16 protein-coding genes are annotated in these 17,379 nt (G+C 34.0%); 6 read left to right on the top strand and 10 right to left on the bottom strand.

The window, feature by feature from the left end; all coding sequences use genetic code 11:
- Nucleotides 1-13 precede the first annotated feature (13 nt).
- From ACZ5EP_RS00280 to ACZ5EP_RS00260, 5 genes are all read left to right on the top strand, one after another.
- A complete protein-coding gene (locus ACZ5EP_RS00280) occupies nucleotides 14-1,420 on the top strand; it encodes a flagellar hook-length control protein FliK (protein ID WP_464508948.1) in 1,407 nt (468 codons plus the stop codon).
- Nucleotides 1,421-1,498: 78 nt separating this feature from the next.
- Nucleotides 1,499-2,170 carry a flagellar hook capping FlgD N-terminal domain-containing protein gene (locus tag ACZ5EP_RS00275; protein ID WP_464508947.1) on the top strand — a complete coding sequence of 224 codons (672 nt, stop codon included), beginning with the start codon at nucleotides 1,499-1,501 and terminating at the stop codon, nucleotides 2,168-2,170.
- Between the two features lie 14 nt (nucleotides 2,171-2,184).
- Nucleotides 2,185-4,113, top strand: a complete 1,929-nt coding sequence (locus ACZ5EP_RS00270) for a flagellar hook-basal body complex protein (RefSeq protein WP_464508946.1) — start codon at nucleotides 2,185-2,187, stop codon at nucleotides 4,111-4,113.
- A 60-nt stretch (nucleotides 4,114-4,173) separates the two neighbouring features.
- Nucleotides 4,174-6,774 (top strand): flagellar hook-basal body complex protein, encoded by a 2,601-nt coding sequence (locus tag ACZ5EP_RS00265; RefSeq protein ID WP_464508945.1) that lies wholly within the window; start codon nucleotides 4,174-4,176, stop codon nucleotides 6,772-6,774.
- 41 nt (nucleotides 6,775-6,815) lie between these two features.
- A complete protein-coding gene (locus tag ACZ5EP_RS00260) occupies nucleotides 6,816-8,609 on the top strand; it encodes a motility associated factor glycosyltransferase family protein (protein WP_464508944.1) in 1,794 nt (597 codons plus the stop codon).
- Here the strand turns inward: ACZ5EP_RS00260 and ACZ5EP_RS00255 are convergent.
- Genes ACZ5EP_RS00255 through ACZ5EP_RS00245 form a run of 3 tightly spaced genes read right to left on the bottom strand, consistent with a single transcriptional unit; the run spans nucleotide 8,606 to nucleotide 11,839 of the window.
- Complete coding sequence (locus tag ACZ5EP_RS00255; RefSeq protein ID WP_464508943.1) at nucleotides 8,606-9,910, bottom strand: diguanylate cyclase domain-containing protein; 1,305 nt, start codon at nucleotides 9,908-9,910, stop codon at nucleotides 8,606-8,608. The genes ACZ5EP_RS00260 and ACZ5EP_RS00255 overlap by 4 nt on opposite strands.
- An 8-nt stretch (nucleotides 9,911-9,918) precedes the next feature.
- The gene (locus ACZ5EP_RS00250) at nucleotides 9,919-11,559 is read right to left on the bottom strand and encodes a helix-hairpin-helix domain-containing protein (RefSeq protein ID WP_464508942.1); all 1,641 of its coding nucleotides are present in this window, start codon (nucleotides 11,557-11,559) and stop codon (nucleotides 9,919-9,921) included.
- Nucleotides 11,546-11,839, bottom strand: coding sequence for a DUF167 domain-containing protein (locus ACZ5EP_RS00245; protein ID WP_464508941.1), 294 nt, complete (start codon nucleotides 11,837-11,839; stop codon nucleotides 11,546-11,548). Before ACZ5EP_RS00245 ends, ACZ5EP_RS00250 begins: the two co-directional genes overlap by 14 nt.
- Before the next feature lie 57 nt (nucleotides 11,840-11,896).
- Here ACZ5EP_RS00245 and ACZ5EP_RS00240 point away from each other — a divergent pair, with 57 nt between their 5' ends.
- The gene (locus ACZ5EP_RS00240) at nucleotides 11,897-12,322 is read left to right on the top strand and encodes a hypothetical protein (protein WP_127681419.1); all 426 of its coding nucleotides are present in this window, start codon (nucleotides 11,897-11,899) and stop codon (nucleotides 12,320-12,322) included.
- 4 nt (nucleotides 12,323-12,326) lie between these two features.
- Here the strand turns inward: ACZ5EP_RS00240 and ACZ5EP_RS00235 are convergent, their stop codons facing one another.
- From ACZ5EP_RS00235 to ACZ5EP_RS00205, 7 genes are all read right to left on the bottom strand, one after another.
- Nucleotides 12,327-12,755 (bottom strand): methyltransferase family protein, encoded by a 429-nt coding sequence (locus ACZ5EP_RS00235; protein WP_464508940.1) that lies wholly within the window; start codon nucleotides 12,753-12,755, stop codon nucleotides 12,327-12,329.
- Nucleotides 12,748-13,881: a lipid IV(A) 3-deoxy-D-manno-octulosonic acid transferase gene (gene waaA / locus ACZ5EP_RS00230; RefSeq protein WP_464508939.1), complete on the bottom strand. Its 1,134-nt coding sequence runs from the start codon at nucleotides 13,879-13,881 to the stop codon at nucleotides 12,748-12,750. Before waaA ends, ACZ5EP_RS00235 begins: the two co-directional genes overlap by 8 nt.
- A gap of 3 nt (nucleotides 13,882-13,884) precedes the next feature.
- Nucleotides 13,885-14,610 carry a zinc ribbon domain-containing protein gene (locus ACZ5EP_RS00225; protein ID WP_127681425.1) on the bottom strand — a complete coding sequence of 242 codons (726 nt, stop codon included), beginning with the start codon at nucleotides 14,608-14,610 and terminating at the stop codon, nucleotides 13,885-13,887.
- A gap of 78 nt (nucleotides 14,611-14,688) precedes the next feature.
- Complete coding sequence (locus ACZ5EP_RS00220; protein WP_464508938.1) at nucleotides 14,689-15,408, bottom strand: Nif3-like dinuclear metal center hexameric protein; 720 nt, start codon at nucleotides 15,406-15,408, stop codon at nucleotides 14,689-14,691.
- Between the two features lie 16 nt (nucleotides 15,409-15,424).
- A complete protein-coding gene (glyQ, locus tag ACZ5EP_RS00215) occupies nucleotides 15,425-16,270 on the bottom strand; it encodes a glycine--tRNA ligase subunit alpha (RefSeq protein WP_464508937.1) in 846 nt (281 codons plus the stop codon).
- A 9-nt stretch (nucleotides 16,271-16,279) separates the two neighbouring features.
- A complete protein-coding gene (locus tag ACZ5EP_RS00210) occupies nucleotides 16,280-17,137 on the bottom strand; it encodes a damage-control phosphatase ARMT1 family protein (protein ID WP_464508936.1) in 858 nt (285 codons plus the stop codon).
- A complete protein-coding gene (locus ACZ5EP_RS00205; RefSeq protein ID WP_127681433.1) occupies nucleotides 17,134-17,373 on the bottom strand; it encodes a glutaredoxin family protein in 240 nt (79 codons plus the stop codon). The genes ACZ5EP_RS00210 and ACZ5EP_RS00205 overlap by 4 nt, the downstream gene beginning before the upstream one ends.
- Nucleotides 17,374-17,379: the final 6 nt, after the last annotated feature.

Here is a 17,379-nt window from a genome sequence, read left to right as displayed (position 1 = left end):
AAAAGGCTCATGCATGTCTATTATTGAAAGTCTTATTTTAAATACAGCCGATGACGGGAGCGTTAAACCTTCAAACGGTTCCAAAGGCAACTTTTTATTGGATTTAATGAAAACATACAAAGACAATCCTGAAGAACTTACTAAACTTTTTAAAAATTTAAATCTAAACGAAAAAGATCTGGACAAAATAACTTTACAGGATAAAGACGCACAGAGCCTAAAAAAGCTTATTGATGATTTAAAACAATCTTTAAAAGAAGAAAAAACCACTAATTTAAAAGATTTTCCAAAACCGGATATAAAAAATTCAAAAGAAAAATTAAATGAAAAAATCGTCAAAGACATTAAAACTGACTCAACCGAATCGGAAATACTAAAAAAACTCATTAACGAAACACCAATATCCAATAAAGAGCTTGAAGACAAAATAAATAAACTCTTTACTGACAATAAAAAAAATGAATCAGACAACAGCAGTGAAAATATAGCTGAACTGATAAACAGCACTCTTAATACCTCTTTATCAACCGACAAAAACGCTCTGGAAGAAAAGATAGTAAATGTAACGAAAAAAATGATTACTTCCCAGCAGACACTTGAAAATATAAAATTTTCAGAAAATGACGTAAAAGAATTCAAAGAAATAAAAACATTTAAAGAACTTGTGGATTTTGCCAACAAAAAAGAATTAAATATAAGCAAAATAGTTATTTCTTATGAAAAAAATCCTCCTAAACAGGATATTCAGCAATTTCTTCCTAAAAACAAAATAGCTTTAAAAACCGATAAATTAAACAGTTTAAAAAAAGATTTAAAATTTAACAATACAAACACGGTTTCAAAAGAAACCCCTAAAAACATACTTTCATCTTTAATTAAACAGAGCAAAGACACTCTAAACCCGGAAGAACAGTTAAATATCAACGCTTTAAAAGACACTGTGTCTGACAATAAAGAAAAACACACACAAAGCAGAAACGTTAAAACAGATTCAATTACACAAAACAGCGGTTTCAGTGTCGACCAGTTAAAACAAAACATACACAAAGCCAAACAGTCTATTCAGCATTTCAGCAGCAGATTAAAAGAAGCCGTAGACAATTATAAACCGCCTATTTCCAAATTATCAATGGAACTTCATCCAAAAGAACTTGGAAAAGTAGAAGTAACTCTTGTTCACAGGGGAGACAATTTACAAATACAGATAAATTCAAACAACACCGCTGTAAGTTTTTTACATTCTCAACAGCAGGAGCTTAGACAAAACTTAATTAACATGGGCTTTACCGACGTAAATATGAGTTTTAACCATCAGCAGGATCAGGGTAACAAAGAATACAGACAAAATCAAAAATTCGGCAATAACAACAGCGAAGAAAATGACGAGCTCATTATAGAGATACCTTACCAATACGCATAATACAAAAAAACAAAAATCTATCTCCCTTTTCGCCTTATTTTGGAATAATAATTGCTTGTTTCATAAAAAAGGCTTAACATGGCAATAACAAGCGTATCAAACACAACAACCGCTTCAAGCAGCGATTTTGTATACAATCCGGACTCACAGTTAACTTCAGACCAGTTTATGCAGCTGTTTTTAACCGAACTTGAAAACCAGGACCCTACTGATCCTATGGATACGGATAAAATGCTTGACCAGACAGCACAGTTATCTACACTGGAAATGAACGATAACATGCAAAAAACACTTGACAACCTGTCTAATACTCTTCAAGCAACCGGTCAGTTCAGCGCACTGTCAGCAATAGGTAAAATGGGTGATACCGGAAACAGATACATTAACGTAACCGATGAAGATAAAAGCGTTAATTTTGATCTCTATTTCGGAGACGATATAACAAGCGGAAATGTAATAATTAAAGATAAATCAGGAAATGTCGTAAAAACATTCCCTCTCGAAGCTCATACAAAAGGGGTTTTAAACTTTGACTGGGATTTAATAGGAGACAACGGACAAAGGGTTCCAAGCGACACTTATGAAGTAACAGCAGATTACACAACACCTGACGGAAAAGAAGAGACAACCGCCCTTGGGGCATATCCTATAGAATCTATCCGTTTTGAAAACGGTGAGCCTTATGCAAAACTCGGCAGTAATTATGTTCCGTTCAGTCAGATTCAAGAAATTTACCAATGGCAAGAATAAGCTAAAGGGATAAAATGACAACATCTTTTTATAACGGGATTACCGGACTGAAAAGTTTTCAATACGGAATTGACATATGGGGAAATAATATTGCGAACATTAATACCAACGGATATAAAGAAGAAGTTCCGGAATTTTCCACCATTTTTGCAGACCAGCTGAGTGACCAGCCAATTTCTTCAGATATCGGAATGGGAAGTAAACTTTCATCAACAGCCATGAATTTAAGCCAGGGAAGCCTAATTCAGACAGACAATCCTTTTGATCTTTCCATTAACGGAGAAGGATGGTTTAGCGTATCAAAAGACAATCAGACTTATTATACAAGAACAGGGGCTTTTAAAAGAGACGGAGAAGGATATTTGGTTGACGATAACGGAGATTATCTGCTTGTTGCCAATGCCAATAATCTTATAAAAAATCCTGACGGAAGCTATAGCGTCAACAGAAGTATAAATACAGACAATCTGATTTCCCAAAACACCCAAATGAGCCCTATTTCTCTTCCAAATGACGTAATATTGCCGGCAGTACCGACTACTGAAGCCACTTTAACCGCTAATTTAAATGACAACAGCGTAATATCAACTACCACTCCGGCAACAGAAGACAGTGATTTTAGCGCCTTGTATTCAAAAGACGGTCAGGATCTGCAAATCAGAAACGGAGACTCTCTGGTATTCGGATTCGGAAATCCTGCAACATATGACAATAACCTGATATCAACCGATATATGCATCAATGACGACCCGAAAGACGGAAAAGACGCAGTATATGATTTTACATTAAACGGAAAAACTTTTAATATAGATATGCCTGACGGTTCTACAAAAGAAGAAATTCAAGACGCTTTACACAAAGCATTCGATGATGCCGGTATTCAAAACCAGATAACTGATAACGGCATAGAAATTTCTGATCCGAATCAGATAATATTAAAATCCAATAACGAATTAATGCCAAATATTGCTGCAGCCAAAATTTCATACAGCTCTGATCCCCAGAATCAGTATGAATTTTCATCAATCAGCGATTTCAATAATATAATACAGTCATTGGCAAACGACGCATATCCGGATGAAACCAAAGTATATTTAGACAGTGAAGGAAGAATATGTATAGACAACAATTCAGTAAATACAATTAACGCATATTCTCTAAAAACAGAAGATTCAAATGATCTTTTTATGAATAATTTAGGAAGACTTGGAAATGAAATATACGGACAGACTAGTGCAAAAAGTTACGATTTTCTCCAAAATTCGCAAAGTTTCGGAGGAAATATAATAGAAGCAAACGGACAAAAAGATACTATGTCTTTAACTTTTACAAAACAGAAAGTATTAAACGGTCAAATTCAGTGGAATGGCGAAATATCAATAAAAGCTCCTGATTCAAACGTTATATCAACACAAAATTTCGATCTTACATTTGATGAAAACGGCCAACTGCTCTCTCCAAAAAGCGTAAATATAACCGACCCTCAAAATATGACGTTAAATCTCGATTTGACTTCATACGCAAAATCAGACACTGGACCTTCATATTCATATTCCCAAAACGGTATAGAAGAAGGTTATCTGAATAATTATCAAATCAGCTCAAACGGAAATATCGAAGCTCTTTTTTCAAACGGACAAATGTCCGTATTAGGACAGATACCTGTGTACCATTTTCAAAACGATCAGGGGCTTGAGAGTGTAGGAGGCAATCTTTTTAGAGAAACAGACAATTCAAATAAAGCAATACTTTATACAGACCAAAACGGAAATTATATCAGCGGAAGCTCATTATCATCAAACAGCCTTGAAGCGTCTAACGTTAATTTTTCACAGGCTATGACAGAACTAATTGTAATTCAAAAAGCGTATTCAAGCGCAGCCAAAGCTGTTACAACAAGCGATCAGATGATTCAAAGAGCAATTGATATGAAAAAAGGATAAAAACAGAAGCAAAAAGGAATGATTTTTGCTTGATAAATAAAAACTCAAAAGGATAGCATCATGATGAGAAGTTTATGGAGCGGAGTCAGCGGACTTAACGCTCACCAGGTGGCAATGGACGTAGAAGCAAATAATATTGCAAATGTTAATACCGTCGGTTTTAAGTATTCCAGAACCAACTTTCAAAACCTCTTAAGCCAGACTGTAAAAAGCGCAACGGCGCCTCAGGGAAATTTAGGAGGTAAAAACTCACTTCAGGTTGGTTTAGGTACAAGCGTAAGTGCTGTTGAAACTATGTTTAAACAGGGAAGTATTCAAAATACCGATAAAAATACAGATATGGCTATCAACGGAGACGGTTTTTTCGTAGTTAGCGGAGACGGAGGTAAAACATATAAATACACTAGAGCAGGAGATTTTACTTTTGACGCCAACGGTAATTTTGTCGATCCTAACGGATATATCGTTCAGGGATGGATGGCGGACCCTGAAACTCATAATATAGACACATCTAGCGGCGTTAAACCTATTTCAATCCCTCCTGGATTAACAACTCCTGCAAATCCGACAAGTACAATTTCAATTAAAGCCAATTTAAACAGCGGTGATCATATTTCTGAAATGTCAGGAACAAGAGCGACTGTGGATCAGACTGCAGACATTAGCGGATTATATGACATAAACGGAAATCAAATCAGCCTGACACCTGATGTAGATAAACTTAAATTCCAGGTCAAAAGACTTGACGGTCAAACAGATAGCGTCACACTTGTTTATGGCAAAAGCACTGATGATCATGACGGTAAATTTACTACAATTAAAGATCTTATTGATGAATTAAACTACCATATAACCCATGACAGCACCGGTGCTTCATTAAGCGACACAACCAGCATACCTCCATCTCAATATACCATCTATTTAAACGGAAACGGGCAGATTACGGACCCTTCCCCTGCCGGAGATGAAATATCCCTAGATACTACGGTTGTTACAAACCAGGACTTAGTAAACGTATTTAAATCTATAAACGGTGTTTCAAAAACCACAGGAAATTTAAAAGCTATACAAAACAGCTTTATCGGAGCTGATGACGTAGGAGAACTCTTTAATGCAAACGGTGATGCGTTTAACTTAAAAGACGATCAGGGAATTACAGTAAATATAAATGGATTAGGAGAAACAAGAAAATTTATCTATTCTTCAACACCTATTAACGAAACAGAAGGCTGCGGAAGCGCTACAGGTTCATATCAGCCTAATCAAAACGTAATAAGCGATTCAAACGAAGGTCTGCACTGGACTTACTACAACGACAATACAAATTCTAGAGCTTACTTAAATACCGGTCAGCAGGTAAGTTTCGTATTGTCTAACGGTGATACCGTAACTTATACATACGGCAAAGACTTCCAGACATTTGACGACTTATGCTGTCTGTTAAATACAGATTTGACTAACAGAAACATCGATGACGTTGTAACTTTCCAGGACGGTAAACTTGTAGAGTCTGACGGAAGCGGAATTACTGACGCTCAAATCAAAGACAGCAACGGAAACACAGTAGCAGCAGACACAACAACTCCTATAGGCAGAATGGCTAAAATGTTTGACGGAATGGATGGTACAAATGCTGAAACTATGCAGTTTTATAAAAATGACGTTTACTATTTCCATGATATACAGGATTTAGCATATTTATGGCAGACTGCTGTTGACGACAGCGGAGACCCTGCAAACTCTCCAACAGGAAATAAAGGTATAGTGTCTATTAACAGCGACGGTAAGCTTGATATTAAAAACACTTCATCTAATTCATTCAATATTACTGTTGCGGGTTATCCTGACGATGACAAAGACAATCAGCTGTTTACAGATGTATTTTCACCTATAAACGGAAGTGTAGCGGCAGGAGGAGATGCTTTATCTCAATCAATGAATGCGGCAGTTCATACTACAAGTATAGACGTATTCGACTCTCTAGGAAGTAAACATACGCTAACGCTTCACTTCAGAAAAACACATACTTCTACAAATCCAAACGATCCGACAGTTTGGAACTGGTATGCAGAAGTACCTGAACCTAGCACCCTTGACCAGCCGGCAAGCGGATATGTGAAATTCAACTCAGACGGTAGTATAAACTCATACAATCCGCCAAGCCTGATATTCAATCCGAATAACGGCGCAAGCGACGGACAGGCTATTCAGCTTGATTTCGGTTCTATGGGTAAATTTGACGGAATAACCTCTTTTGAAGCGCCAAGCGCTACAAGCGGACAGACTCAGGACGGTTATCCTGGAGGGGACTTACAACAGCTTGTCGTAGACCAGACAGGTACCGTAATAGGCGTATTTACTAACGGAAGAAGCTATTCATTAGCACAGGTTGCATTGGCTAAATTTGTTAATAATGAAGGGCTTATGAGCGAAGGAGGAACTCTGTTCAGCGCTTCTGCTAACTCAGGGGAACCTATTATCGGCACAGCTGGTACCGGAGGAAGAGGATCCATTCAGCCGAGCTCTCTTGAAATGAGTAACGTTGATTTAAGCAGAAGTTTAACACAGCTTATAGTCATACAAAGAGGTTTCCAGGCAAACTCTAAAACAATAACAACTTCAGACCAGATGCTTCAGACTTTATTACAACTAAAACAATAATGCTATAATTCGCTAAAAGTCTTTCTTTTAGCGGAGTTACCATGCAAAAACTGTTTGAAAAAAATATTAAATTTTTTTATGAAAATTTACCTCACTATTATGACCTTATAAAAAATCTAAAACATAGAAATTTTTATATAAAAGATGACAATCTTTATGATACTAACCACAACAAAGTATATCCTACATCTATAACCGAAGATTCTAAACAGTTTGCACACATTCCTACACATAATCCTCTGTGGGAAAAAGATTTTTTTTATATACATCCTTTTTACTGGAAAAAAGATTTTAATATAACGGGGGATATCATAAACTCCCTTTTCGAAAAAGCTAAAACACTCGATTCTTATACGCATGACGGTTTCTATTTTGACAAAAACTTCTTGCCCACCACGATCATTTACGGACTGCTCGCCGGAAAACATATTGACCTGCTTGTAAACGATTATGAATTCCAGTCACTATTTATATATGAACCTAATCCTGAATTTTTTGCAATTAGCCTGTATTATATTGATTATGAAAAAGTGTATTCAAAATTAAAAGACAGATTTTTTTTATGGGTAAAAGGACATATCGATTATTATGCGATTCAAAAATTTTTCCATGAAAGAAAAATAACATCGACATTTTTCAATCTCGAACTGACGACTTATAAACATCCTTTAATGGATGACGCAAAACTGAAATTCGAAGAAGTCAAACAGACCAAATTAAGAGGCTGGGGAACGTTTGAAGATGAATACAGAGGAATAAAAAACCATTTAAAAAACCTAAATAAATACCGCACGTTCAAACCCGGAAAACAGCCTAAAAAAATTCCGGTATGCATTGTAGCAAACGGTAAAAGTTTGGAAAAAAATATTGATTTTATTAAAAATAATCAAAATTCTATGATTATCATAAGTGTCGGAACGGCTATAAAACCGCTTCTAAAAGCCGGAATACACAGCGATTTTCATATAGAACAGGAAAGAATAGAAAACCTGGATGATATATTAAAAGACACACTTCCGAAATATAACGGTCATTTTATAGGTGCAAGCGTAGTCAAACCTGAAGTATTTAAACTGGCAAAAAATCCCCTGATGTATATGAGAGAAGCCTTTACGCTTTCTCCTAAAGAATATGTAATAAAAGGTTCTTCCCCTATAGTCGGAAACGCCGGATTTGCATTTGCCTCTAATATAACTAATGAAATATATCTCTGCGGTATGGATTTAGGTTTCAGATTAAATGAAAAAAAACATGCTTCCGGAAGTTATTACGATACAACAGACGATAAAGAAGAACAGGGAATTAAAGTTAAAGGAAACTTTTCTGACGATATTTATTCTAATTCTCTGCTTCTTTCATCTAAACAGAATATCGAATTAATGATAAAAAAATTAAAAATAAAAGTTTATAATTTAAGCGATGGAGCATATATTGAAGGAAGCATTCCTCTGAAAAACAAAACCCTGCCGGGTATAAATAAACAAAAAGCCCTCAAAGAAATACTGAAAAATTTTAAAAACACATCGTTTAGTATTCCGCAAATAGACTTAAATAAAATTTTGCTGCCTATAAGCAATACACTGAATTTTGAAATAAAAAGCTATAAAGACTTAACCGGAGTCGTTGATTTTATCAATGATAAACTAGACGAAAGTTTTCTTTACCATCCAAACGAATACACCCTTATAAGAGGTTCCATTTATCATATTCTAAACAATTTCTATATCACTTCTCACAAAGTGAAAATAAAAGAAATACCGGAACTAATAAAAGTAATACAAAACCAGCTGCCTCTTTATCAGAAAAAAATCAACACTCTGCTCTCTGATTTCTAACATTTAAAAAAAATATTTATTTTTTTTATTTTTATAAGCTCTTTTTCCAAACTTTCAAGCACATCATCCGCATTTTCCCCTGAATATACCGTTTTAACTACAAACGTACTTTCTAAATTCTGAACTATACTAAACTCAAAAGATTTGACCGTATCGTATATTTCTCTCGCTCTTTCACATGCTTTTACCTCAATATCATTAGATACTATTACAAAACTTCCTCCTTTATATCGTGCAAAAAGTTCTTCTTTTTTTAAAACAGATTTAATTAAAGAAACAAGCTCTAATAAAGTAATATCCCCAAAATGATGCCCGTAAAATTTATTAATATTCTTAAATCCTCTTATATCAAACATTATAAGAGAAAAAGCTTTATTGTTTTTTAATTTTTCTTCAATAACCTCTTTTAATTTTTCTTTATTCAACGTACCGGTCAGTTTGTCATAATCTTTGTTCAAATCATGTAATTTATTTTTTTGCAGAAACTTCAGTTCGTTTTTTAAAGAGTATATCCATAAAAGCACCATAATCATTAAACTCGTAAATATTAAAAAATAAAGAAAAATCTCATTTGATGTAAAAAAATATTTCTTTACGGGAGTAATATACCTTTCATAAATAGCTTCTTTTTCATTATATGTTATTTCATCTATCGCTTTATTTATTTTAGGAAGAAGATAAGCATATTTTTTTGAAAGCATAAATCTTACTTTAAACTTAATCGGTATTTCCCCGGCGACTTTTAAATTATTATACTCGTATTTGTTTATTTTGTATGCAACAACAGGCAAAATATCTACAGCACCAAAAACTTCGGAATTATTTACCATTTCCAGCGCCTTGTCAGTGGATTTTACAAAAATATAATTAAGATAAGGATAATTCTTCATCATCAGTTTAGCAGCTGTAAAATTATCACCCAATGCAATCTTTTTATTTTTTAGAAAATTAATTTCAAAAATAAAACCTATATTATTTTTAGTAGCTATAACCAGAGGATAAGTAACATATGGCTTTGAAAAAACAGCATATGTTTTTCTGTCATCAGTAATACCGGTACTTACCGTTAAAGCGGCTTTGTTATTTTTAATATTTTCTAAAACATCGCTCCATTTTTTTACAACTTTAAATTTATATTTTATACCCGCTTTTTTGGCCACAAGTTTCCAAAAATCTATTCCGATACCCTGCAGCCTGCCCCCGTAAATCATATTAAAAGGTTCCCAATTGTCTGTGGTAACTACGGTTATAATATTGTTGTTTTTTGCGGCATAAGCAAACTGTAATAATATAAAAATCAAAAAAACTCTTACAATCCCCAAAGTTTCCCTACCCTTTCATAATTCCAAAAATTAACGGCATCTTTTTTTTCACACCACCCTCTTCTGGCCTGATAAATACCGTATTTAATATTTTTATAATTTCCGGTTATTATTATTTTTACCCCGCATTCAATGGCTTTTTTGATTAATATATCGCTTAAATCCAGATATTTCGGATTGGAATTAACTTCCATCACCACATTATTCGAATATGCTGCTTTAAAAACCTCATCCCAGTCCAAATCCACGCCGGCATCTGTCAACACTTCTCTTAAAGAAGGTCTCAATAAAATATTTATTTTTTTTGAATTCAATACTTTAAGATACCTTTGCGTCTGATCTTTAGCGGAAAGCTCAGTTTTTTTCATTAATGCGGCGATAATATCGGCATTATTCAATACATCCTCCGGAATTTCAAAATCACCGTTTTCATCCACACTTACTTCAGCCGCTGTTATTAATTTAATATTTTTACTGTTTTTAAGCGTTTTTATTTTATTTATAAGTTCATACCTGTTCGAAACGTTAAGTATCAGATATTCTTTGTTTACTTTTACAAAATCATCGATATATTTTTTAACCTCATCCATGTCTTTAACCGTACACATATATCCTTTTATCTCTTCTTCTTTTATAAGTTTCGGCAACGCATTGATTCTCGATGCTTCTATTTCCCCTCTGTTCTCTCTCAGTTCCGGCTCTATATAATTAAGTCCCACGCTTTTATATATATCGCTTTCTTTTGACGAAGCGATTTTTTCATTACCTTTATAAACACCGTATTCATTAATTTTAAGGCCTTTTTCAATAGCAAGTTTTCTAATTTCTATATTGTGTGCTTTTGAACCGGTAAAATAGTGTAAAGCCGCCCCGTAGCTGTCTTTGGCAACGGCTCTTAAATCAATCTGAAGGCTGTTGTCAAGAAAAACGGTAGAACGCGTCAGCCCTTTTGAATAAATCTCTTTAACCCTGTGGAATTTAACAAAATAATCACTAACCCGCTGATAATCATCTGCTATAACCAGAATGTCCAAATCCCCCACACTCTCTTTTTTTCGTCTAAAGCTTCCTGCTATGTCCACAATCTGAACGCCTTTATAATCCAAAAGATATTCCTTCATTTCATATGCTATATTTTCTACATCCGCCCATAAAAACCTTATTCCGGCTTTTTTCAGCTGTTTAAATCCCTTTAGTATTTTTTCTATAAGTTTAGGGCCGAAACCCGGAAGTTTTTCAAGCTCACCGCTTAAAGCGTACTTTTTAAGTTCGTCCATATTTTTTATACCGAACGTTTCATAAAGAAGTTTTACTCTCTTTGGCCCCAGCCCTTCGATACTTAAAAGTTCGGCGACCCCCTGGGGTATTTCTTTTTTAAGCTCTTCTAATTTATGAAATTTTCCTGTTTTTACTATTTCTTTTATATACTCGCTTAAATCGTGGCCGATACCGGGAAGCTTTGTTAAATCAAAGCCTTCGTTAACAAGTTTGTTAAAGTCTTTTGCAGAATTTTCTATTATTCTTGCGGCATTTCTGTAGGCTCTTACCTTAAACGGGTTTTCACCTTTAATCTCAAGCAGATCAGCGGTTTTTGAAAGTATGCCTGCAATTTCTTTATTGCTTATCATTTATTTCCTCTAGCTTTTTAATAATATCGCCTTTATAAGGCAAAACTAAAGTTTTTCTTTTACTTGTTTCGCCTTTTATTTCTATTTCGCTTTTGGCAACTTTAAACTGTTTGCTTATAAATTTAATCAGTTCTTTATTTGCTGCCCCTTCTACCGCCGGAGCTTTTATATTAATCTTAATCGTATCGTCTCCGTATAATCCGGCTATTTTGTTTTTTGAAGAATTAGGCTGGGCTTTAACATAAATATATATTTTTCCATTTTTAATTTCATAAAACATTGTCCGCCTTTTATTTTTTATATGATATTATTCAATTATATTAAAAAAGGAGAAAAAATGAAAAAATTTATTTTCACAATCATTTTAGGGGTTTCTTTGAATGCAGGGGTTTATACAAATCAGCTGATTAAATGTATGGTTAAAAACACCACTCCTCAAAACATTACAACTCTTAAAAAATGGATGTTTTTTGCTTTTGCACAGGACAGCGACCTAAAAAAATATGCAAAAATCTCTCTTAAAGACAAAAAAGAAGTCAATAAAGAAATGGGGAAATACGTAACAAAACTTCTTACAGACAAATGTGCCGCAGAACTGAAAAACGCCGTAAAATACGAGGGTGCGAAATCTATCTCAATAGCTTTTGAATATTTAGGAAGAATAGCGGGTTCGGCAATCACTTCTTCACCTGATGTAAAACTCTTTTTCAGTGATCTGACTAAATACGTTGATATGAAAAAACTTGACAAAATTTTAAAATAATTTATTAATAAATAAAAGGAATAAGCTTATATGTCTTAGACATATATTCCTTATAACCTTTGTCTTTTATCCACAGATTTTCTTCATAATTCATTTTAAAAATCATATCTGAAAAAACAATCATCCATAAAATAAACTGTATCCAGGAAATATCAAATAAAAAAAGTCCGAAAGTCATTAAAATTACCGAAAGATACATAGGGTGTCTGATATATTTGTAGATTCCGTGCATTATCAAAACGGAATTTTCTTTTATATCCGGTCTTATATTTATATTTGAAGGAGGATTGTAATATAACGCGGCTATACCTATACAAAAACCGGCCAAAAACACTGCAGCCCCGGTAAAAGAAAAATGAAAATGCAGTAAAACGTTTACAAACATTAAAAAAGACACAAAAAACTGAATAAACACAAGAATATAACTAATCAATTATACTGTCCAAAATACGCTTTATATTTACAATGTTTTTTATATATGTGGGTTTTGCCTTTTTTAATACGTCTTTTATTTTTTCAGGCTCCGTTATTACGATATTTTCAACTTCTTTATACAGGGCTTTTTGATTAAATATATATTTTCCGCTGATTACCGGTTTATTAAAATATGCCGGTTCAACAGGATTGTGTCCTCCGACGTTGTCCACAAAACTTCCGCCTAAAATCACAATATCCGCAGCCGCGTATAAATTTACAAGTTCTCCCATTTTATTCATTAAAATTAAATCGCCGTTTAATTCGCATTTGCCGTTTTGAGTTTTTAAATCCGTTGCCTTTATTGTTTGTCCATACTTTTTCATAAGTTCATAAACCTCTTCAAATCTTTCAGGATGTCTTGGCACTACAACAACCTGATATTCGTTTAAAGGCAGATTGTTCAAAATAAGCTCTTCTTCGTTTTTATGGGTTGAAGCCACCACTATTAAAGGTTTTTGTTTAATATATTCCGTAGTAATAGCAGGTTTGAAGTATGTTTTAATATTTCCGACAACTTCTACGTTTCTGGCACCTAACTCCTGAAGTCTTTTTTTATCTTCCTCGCTCTGTGCTAAAACCGTATCTATATTTTCAAATATTTTTTTGTAAAACCATTTGAATTTTAAATACTTTGGATAACTTTTTTCGCTTATTCTTGCATTTAAAAGAACCGTTTTAGAACATCTTCTTTTAGCAATAAAAAACAGCATATACCAAAGTTCCGCTTCCATTACAACCAGTGTTTCACAGGGTTTAATCCAAAAAGGCAGAAAAATCTCATATGGAAGAAATCTCACATCGGCGTTTTTATATTTTTTTGCTTCTTCATATCCCGTATTCGTAATAACGCTTATATTTACCTTGTCAAATTTTTCTATAACGGGTTTTAACGCTTTGGTCTCTCCTAAAGAGCATGAATGAAACCAGCAGTGTTTTTCATTAAAAGGAGGATTTTTATATAAAAAAAATCTTGCAGGAATCGATTTTTTGTATTTTGTTTTAAAAGAAAGAATAATTAAAAAAGGAAGAGAAATAAAATAGATAATTAAAGAAAAAAAGTAGTAAAAAAAAGTAAAAAACACTTTTTATTCTTCGTTTACTTTATCTTCTTCTTCTATATAAAGAACTCTTCCGCAGTGAGGACACGTCACTATTTCTTCCCCTTTTATAACTTCAGAGAATATTTTGTCGTTTATTTTCATATTACAACCTGTGCATGCCTGTTTTTTTACAGGTGTAACTGCGGTAATTCCAGCCCATCTTTTTATTTTTTCATAAAATGCGTAAATTTTAGGGCTCATCTGTTTTACAAGTTTTTCTTTTGCTTTATAAATTTCTTCTTTCTGTTTTTCAACGGTTTCAAGTTTTTTAGCTACATCCATGCTCAAAATCGTAATTTCAGCTTCAAGTTTCTCAATTTCTTCCTGAATCGATTTTTTTTCTTCTTCTTTTAATTCAAGCTGTTTTTCGAATTTTTCAATTTCTTCGTTAGCGACTTCAATCTGTTCTCTTGCCAGTTCTTCTTCGATCTGTAAGGCTTTAAATTCTTTTTCGCTTTTTACTTTTGCCTGTTTTTCTTCAATATTTTCAAGTTTTTCTTTAAGTTCAGCTATCAAAAGCTCGTTTTTGCCTCTTTTTAATTTTATATTTTTAATCTCTTCTTCAAGTTTTTCAAGTCTCTCTTCTAAAAGATTTTTCTGATTTTCAAGTTTAAGCAAAGGAGCTTTTATACCCGCTTCTACCGGCTCTAATTCAGTAAGTTTTCTTTCAAGTCTGTTTAATTCAATAAGCTGTTCAAGAAATTTGTTCATTCTCTGCCTTTTTTAAGTGGAATTATAACATAATTATATATTTGAAAATTTTGCAGTTGAAAATAGAAAACGCCTTATTTAATTATAAATAAACGGATTTTTTGAATTGCTTTTTATCACCTCAACGGCTAAATCTTTTAACTCTTTTTCCATGATATCGGCAAAAAATTTTTCACTTTCATAATGTCCTATATCTATCAGACTGACGCCTCTTACTTTTGCGTCCATGGCTTCATGGTATTTGATGTCCCCGGTTAAAAACAGGTCGGATTTAACATAAGGAAGCAGCGACATTCCGGCACCTGTAGTCAGAGAAACAGTTTTTATAAAATTATGGCATTTTACCGTTTTTAAACATGTTAAATTTAATCTATTTCTTATTTCTTCGGCAAATTCGCCAAAAGGTTTATTCACTTCTGCCCTGTAAATAAAATCAAAACTTTCTCCCTTTAACCCCAGTATCTCTTCAGCTACAAAACGGTTTAGATGAGTTTTGTCAAAATTTGTATGCATAGCTATAAAAGAAATATTTTTTTGAATAAGCTTAATCAGCAGTTTTGTGGAAAAAGAAGTCGGAATCACATTTTTAAGAGGTTTAAAAATAAGCGGATGGTGTGCTATTATCAATGAATTTTCATCCACATTTTCAATGACTTCTTCATCAAGATCCAGTGTTAAATACACCTTTTCGATCTCATTTTCGTAACTTCCGACCAGCAGTCCGCTGTTATCCCATTCCTCCTGCAACTCAAAAGGACTGATTTCATTTAAAAAACTGTATATTTCTTTTAATTTCATTTTGTCTCTTTATATGTTATTTTTCATTTACGCCTGCGTATGTTTCGGCAACGCCTTTTGCAAGCTCCCTGATTTTTAAAATATAGTTTTGTCTCTCAGTCTGGGAAATCGCTTTTCTTGCATCAAGCACGTTGAATATATGGGATGCCAGAATAGTATAGTCATAAGCCGGAAGAGGAAGATTTGCTTCAAGACATCTTTTGGCTTCATTTCTCGCGTCTTCAAACCATCTGAAAAGCATTTCTACATTTGCAACCTCAAAGTTGTATTTAGAAAATTCATACTCGCTTCTTTTATGCATATCCCCGTATGTTGTATTTTCGTTCCATTTAATATCATATACATTGTCAACACCCTGAAGATACATTGCAAGTCTTTCAGTTCCGTATGTAATCTCTACAGGAACCGGAAACGTTTTAAGTCCTCCAACCTGCTGGAAATAAGTAAACTGCGTAACTTCCATACCGTCAAGCCATACTTCCCATCCAAGTCCCCATGCTCCTAGAGTCGGAGACTCCCAGTTGTCTTCTACGAATCTTACGTCGTGTTCTTTAAGATTAAGCCCTAAATATTCAAGACTCTCAAGATACATCTCCTGAATATTATCCGGGCTCGGTTTCATTATAACCTGAAACTGATAATAACTCCCTAAACGGTTAGGGTTTTCTCCGTATCTTCCGTCTGTAGGACGGCGGCTTGGAGCCACATACGCAACGTTCCAAGGCCCTTTGTCAAGGCTTCTTAAAAGAGTCGCGGGATGAAACGTTCCCGCACCGCTTGGAAAATCGTAAGGCATTACTATATTGCATCCTTTATTTTTCCAAAATTCCTGAAGTTTTAACAGTAAATCGCTAAAATACATATCAATCCTTTATTTGTCATTTTTCAAAAATACATAATCGCCGACACCGGCCTTACATGCTCTCGCCACTACTTCACACTTAACCTTAAACAGATAAAACACTTCTCTTTGGCATTCGCCAAACAGGCATTCAAAATTGCCCATACCTTTGCTTATAACAATATCGGCTTCATAAAAAAGCTGTTTTGCATTTTCACTGGCAAACTTAAGATGAAAACCCGGAGTCGGAACCCCGCTGTCAACAACTTCGGCCAGACGCATAATTTCAAGTCCGTCAAGGTCTTTTAACGTTATGTCGTTTATTATTGGTTTGCCTCTTGTAAAATAATATATTTTTTTGACTCTTTTTTTAAGCTCGCTTATTAATACTTCGTCAAAAACGTTCTCTCCCGCATTGTCTCCAAGATAGACAATGCTTTGAGCTTTATCAAGTCTATTTTTAAATTCATCATAATCGTTATGTTTAAAATCAATCTCAAATATATTTTCAATCTCTTTTTTAAGATCATATTCCTGATTAACTCCGAGATCTATAACATTTCCGGCTACTGCGATTTTACATGCGTCAAAAATTCTGTCTTCTGAGTTTTCAAGTCTTTTTTCAAGAATGTTTTTAAATCTAAGCGCTTCTTTTACAGCCGCTTCTTTTTCCTTGGAAAAAGGATCTTCAATCCCTGTTGTTTCGGATATAAACTCATAAACCTCCGCAGCTATTTCAGGAGGTGTCACATCTAAAGAATATTTACTTATAATTTTTGCAACGCCTCTTAATATTTCACTTGCTTTTTCCTCATCAAGATTAAGACGCTTTGTAAGGTTAAGCGTCTGCATATATATACACAGATAACATTCGCGGCTTATTTTCATTTAATTCCAAGCTCCTTTTTAATAACAGGCTCGTTAAATCCGCACACCCATCTGCTGCCTACCAAAATAACAGGAACTCCCCTGCACCCGTGTCTTTCACAGTCTTTTGCAGCTTTACGGTCTTTTGATATGTCTATTTTTCTGTATTTAACTTTGTTTTTTCTGAAAAACTGCTCGGCTTTTGTGCACCAAACACATCCCGGCGCCGTAAAAAGCACAACTCTTTTCGCACTCATAAAACC

This window comes from Nautilia abyssi (genome assembly GCF_055388085.1).
Note: the sequence above shows the minus strand (reverse complement) of the source record. Positions and strands in the feature narration are given on the sequence as shown.